The organism is Streptomyces sp. NPDC059866, assembly GCF_042731325.1.
Lineage (GTDB): Bacteria > Actinomycetota > Actinomycetes > Streptomycetales > Streptomycetaceae > Streptomyces > Streptomyces flavusporus.
In genome coordinates, this window is sequence record NZ_JBHWJT010000119.1 from 1 (window position 1) to 2,655 (window position 2,655).

Consider the following 2,655-nt stretch of genomic DNA (forward strand, 5'->3'; position numbering starts at 1 on the left):
TGAACACCGTGCCTGGCCCCAGCCCACCCGCACCGGCACCCAAGCCATCCTCATCACAAGACCCCAACCCACAGGCCCGTAATGCAACGGCATTGCGTCTAAGGGCTGTCCCGTAAAGATCTTGGAGTTGCCTCGGGCGTAGCGGGCCACCGCGCCACCTGCCGACCTATCCGGCGAGGGTGAGGTTGTGCATCCGGGCGATGCCGAGCATGGCGTGGTGGACGCCGTCGCCTTTGAGGCGGCAGTCGCGGAGGATCTTCCAGGTCTTCATGCGGGCGAAGACGTGCTCGACCCTGGCACAGACCTGCTTGTGGGACTTGTTGTGTTGCTCTTTCCAGTCCGGAAGCTCGGTCCGGCTGCGCTCACGGCGGTGCGGAATGACGAGTCCGGTTCCCGGGTAGCCGCCGTCGGCGATGGTGAGGGTCTTGCCGACAGCGTTCTTGGCGCCGGACTCCTCCCATGCCTTGCAGTCGTTGCGGTTCCCGGGGAGTGGCTGGCCAACCACGACGACCAAGCGGGTGTCAGCATCAATGACGACTTGGTGGTTGGTTGAGTATCGGTAGCTTTTCGACCGTTCGGCGATGCTGTGGTCGCGGGTGGGGACCAAGGTGCCGTCCACGATGAGAACGGTGTCCTTGGCGAACCGCTTGCGGGGCCGAAGCGCGAGCAAGGGTCCGAGGTGGTTGATGACTCGGCCAGCTGTTGACTTCGAGACGCCGAACAACGGGGCGAGCTGCCGCAACGTCAGATTGGTACGCCAGTAGGCCGTGACCAGCAGCACCCGGTCCTCCAGCGAGAGACTCCACGGTCGGCCCCGGGGCACCACATCGGCTCCGTCGCGCCGCAGCATGGTCAGCAGCTTGCCGAAGCAGCGCAGACTCAGCCCGGTGAACGGGGCTATCCAGGACGGCTCTGATGCCGTGATCACACTCACCACAGCATGATCATCACTCAGACCAGCCCAGTGCCGAGACGATCTCTGCAGCTACGCTCATCGGGGCAGTCGACAGTGAGCAAGACCGGGGGAAACCGTGAACCGACCGCTGCTGTTCCTCGACGTGGACGGGCCGCTCAACCCTTATGCGGCCAAGCCAGAGAAGCGTCCCGACGGCTACACCACACTCAGAGTTCCCCGGGACGACGCCCATGAGGATGACAGGCCTCTCTGGTCTCGGCGGCGCCCCCTGCGGGTGTGGCTCAATCCAGAGCATGGACGACTCCTGCTCCGGCTCGGTTTCGAGCTGTGCTGGGCCACCACATGGATGGACGACGCCAACCGGTGGATCGCACCGGTGCTCGGCCTTCCGAGACTTCCCTTCGTCGACTTCGGCGATGTCTTGCTCCAAGAACGCCCCGATGGAGTCCACTGGAAGACCGGCCCGCTGGTGAACTACGCAGGCGGCCGTCCTTTCGCCTGGGTGGACGATGAACAGAGTGAGCTGGACCAGACATACGTAACCGCCCACCATCGAGGACCCGGGCTACTGCACCACGTCAACCCTCGGGTCGGCCTACGGGAGAACGACTTCCACACGCTCTCCGACTTCGCCCGATCCCTGGACACTCCACGAGCCACCGACTGAGCACGTCGTCAGGTCTTCAGGCGGCTATGTACTCGGAACCGCGATCATTGCGGGACAGCCCTTAGGGGGAAGGGTGGCATCCGAAATGACACAGATGCAGGGGAGGACACGTGCAGCACGACGCTGCAGCGTGGTTGCTCGAAATCGCGCTCGCCCTCAGGGTGTTCGGTCCGGACGTGATCCGCGGATACCGCCGGCTGCTCACAGCCGGCGTCCGCATCGGGATCACCCAGCTCACCGGCACCCGCACCCCGGCTCACACTCCCGAGTCGCAGCAGGAGGCGCAGTGAGCAGCGAGACGAGCACGGACGAGACCAGTGGCGCCGTGGGCACGCCACGCGCGGTGCCCATCGACCAGTGGGACGTGACCGCGCAGATGGCGTACTGGCCTTTCACCAGCAGCGCCGCACCGACTACATGCGCTACGCCTACCTGCAGCTCGGCTCCGACGCCGAGGAAGCTGTCGACCTGACCTTCGACCAGGTCATGGACCGCTGGCCGCGCATGCTGCAGATGGAGAACCTGGAGGGCTACGCCTGGACGATCTTCAAGCGCCGCATCATCGACATACACCGCAAGCGCCAGCGCCGCCCGGAGCTGATGGAGACCGCAGCCTTCGAGGCCGCACTCGCTGACAACGTCGACGACCCCTACGACACGTTGACCGACGCCATCGCCCTGTACGCCGCCGTCGCCTCCCTCAGCGAACGGCAGCGCGACGCGATCCTGCTGCACTACGGCATAGACTTCACCCCGACCGGTTCCTCGTGAATCAACCAGGTCGAGCGGTGGTTCGGCTTCCTGGCCGACCAGAAGATCCGCCGCGGCGCACACAAGAACGTCCAGGCCCCGGAAGCCGACATCCGCGCCTGGGTCAAGGGCTGGAACGCAGACCCCAAGCCGTTCATCTGGACGAAGACCGCCGAGGAGATCCTCGAATCCCTCGCCCACTTCCGCCGACGGATCTCCGGCGCAGGACACTAGTGTGATGCGCCTGAAATGACGGTCTTAAGTCTGTAGGCTGTTTCCATGGCGTCTCGGGGTCCTCGTGCTGTCGAAGTCGTGCTGTCTG

The 2,655-nt window shown here is 64.9% G+C and carries 4 protein-coding genes; 3 read left to right on the forward strand and 1 reads right to left on the reverse strand.

The annotated features are described in order from the left end of the window. Positions 1 to 166 precede the first annotated feature (166 nt). On the reverse strand, positions 167 to 937 hold the full coding sequence (locus ACFV7R_RS46930; RefSeq protein WP_385276916.1) for a transposase: 771 nt from the start codon (positions 935 to 937) through the stop codon (positions 167 to 169). A gap of 94 nt (positions 938 to 1,031) precedes the next feature. Here ACFV7R_RS46930 and ACFV7R_RS46935 point away from each other — a divergent pair, with 94 nt between their 5' ends. From ACFV7R_RS46935 to ACFV7R_RS46945, 3 genes are all read left to right on the forward strand, one after another. Further along, the gene (locus ACFV7R_RS46935) at positions 1,032 to 1,583 is read left to right on the forward strand and encodes a hypothetical protein (RefSeq protein WP_385276919.1); all 552 of its coding nucleotides are present in this window, start codon (positions 1,032 to 1,034) and stop codon (positions 1,581 to 1,583) included. A gap of 110 nt (positions 1,584 to 1,693) precedes the next feature. After that, positions 1,694 to 1,873: a hypothetical protein gene (locus ACFV7R_RS46940; protein ID WP_385276922.1), complete on the forward strand. Its 180-nt coding sequence runs from the start codon at positions 1,694 to 1,696 to the stop codon at positions 1,871 to 1,873. Between the two features lie 67 nt (positions 1,874 to 1,940). Next, positions 1,941 to 2,354 carry an RNA polymerase sigma factor gene (locus ACFV7R_RS46945; RefSeq protein ID WP_385276925.1) on the forward strand — a complete coding sequence of 138 codons (414 nt, stop codon included), beginning with the start codon at positions 1,941 to 1,943 and terminating at the stop codon, positions 2,352 to 2,354. Positions 2,355 to 2,655 lie beyond the last annotated feature (301 nt).